This is a genomic window from Thermostichus sp. MS-CIW-36, from assembly GCF_054059035.1.
Genome location: NZ_JBSSBR010000061.1, coordinates 1 through 1398, shown reverse-complemented (window position 1 = coordinate 1398; position 1398 = coordinate 1). Strand labels below are relative to the sequence as shown.

1 protein-coding gene and 1 pseudogene are annotated in these 1398 nt (G+C 54.1%); both read right to left on the bottom strand.

Going from position 1 to position 1398, the window contains the following annotated elements; all coding sequences use genetic code 11:
* Positions 1-602: pseudogene (locus tag ACVWVQ_RS14245) on the bottom strand (ATP-binding protein); the annotation flags it as partial.
* Between the two features lie 132 nt (positions 603-734).
* Positions 735-1187: a hypothetical protein gene (locus ACVWVQ_RS14240; protein ID WP_457509084.1), complete on the bottom strand. Its 453-nt coding sequence runs from the start codon at positions 1185-1187 to the stop codon at positions 735-737.
* Positions 1188-1398: the final 211 nt, after the last annotated feature.

The window sequence follows — 1398 nt, the reverse complement described above, 5'->3', positions numbered from 1 at the left end:
CTTTCGTTCAACTGGGCCTCAATGCCATCAATTTTCTCGGTGAGCTTGACCTCGACGCTGTTAATCCTTTCGTTCAACTGGGCCTCAATGCCATCAATTTTCTCGGTGAGCTTGACCTCGACGCTGTTAATCCTTTCGTTCAACTGGGCCTCAATGCCATCGATTTTCTCGGTGAGCTTGACCTCGACGCCGTTGATCCTTTCGTTCAACTGGGCCTCAACGCCATCGATTTTCTCGGTGAGCTTGACCTCGACGCTGTTAATCCTTTCGTTCAGCTTGGCCTCAACGCCATCGATTTTCTCGGTGAGCTTGACCTCGACGCTGTTAATCCTTTCGTTCAGCTTGGCCTCAACGCCATCGATTTTCTCGGTGAGCTTGACCTCGACGCTGTTAATCCTTTCGTTCAGCTTGACCGCCACCCCGTCAACCCGCTCTTCCAGCCGCTTGATCTCCCCTTGCAGCCTTGTTTCCACCTGGCGGATCTCGCCCCGCATTTCTGTAAATTGCAGGTCGATCTTCCGATCCAGGGCGAGGATGAGATCTCTGAGATCGGGCTGGGCAGTTTCGTTCATGGGAAAGAGAGCAGCGGGGCTTGAAGCCATTATGGCAGCAGAGCACTCTGCTTCATCGTGTCGTTTGTCTTGTCAGCCTTGCTCAAGTTCATTCCAGAATGAACGTTTGCAGGCTTGCCATGGCAGCGCCGAAATCCTCGGTCAATTGGAGTGGCCCAGCTCCTATTCCCCTTCAGTAGGTGCTGCTGCCTCAGGATCCAAAACGGCTCCTGCCCCGTAAGAGTCAATATCTATGGCCTGGGAGCCGCCCGTAGCCAACAGAGCCAGCAGGGATCCCAACTGCCACCACACCAAGCCTGCCGTGCCCAACACTAGGATCCCACCGACGCAGGCGGCCAGAGCCATAGGCAGGCCAAACACATTCAAACACGCAGCCACAAAGCCAAAGGTAAACAAGCAGCAGAGACTGTAGGTGAGGAGCACCCCAGGAGTGCGATAGCGAATTTGGGCTTGGCTATCCCGGTTGAGCTGCCAAAGGGCTACCTGGTATTCCAACTTGTCCTTGAAAAGGATGCCAAAGATAACGGCAAAAAAGCTGAGCAGGGCAATGGCAGAGTAAATGGGGGGATTGGCGAAGGGATCAGAAAAGTTGCCGCCGGCGTAAAGGGATTCCATGGGGCCTACCTCGGTTCGGGATCTAAGCTCTTAGCTTAACATTTCTTAGCATTACTGCCAGTAAGCCGGGTTGCGTTAGCTCCACCAAGTCCACCCTAACCAGGTTGTCGCTCACCAAAAAACTGGGTCTGAAGCCCCGCCCTTGAGGCCTACGGCCCGCTGACGCGACAGGGCGGCTTTCATGTGTGTACAATACAACCCATGAAACAGA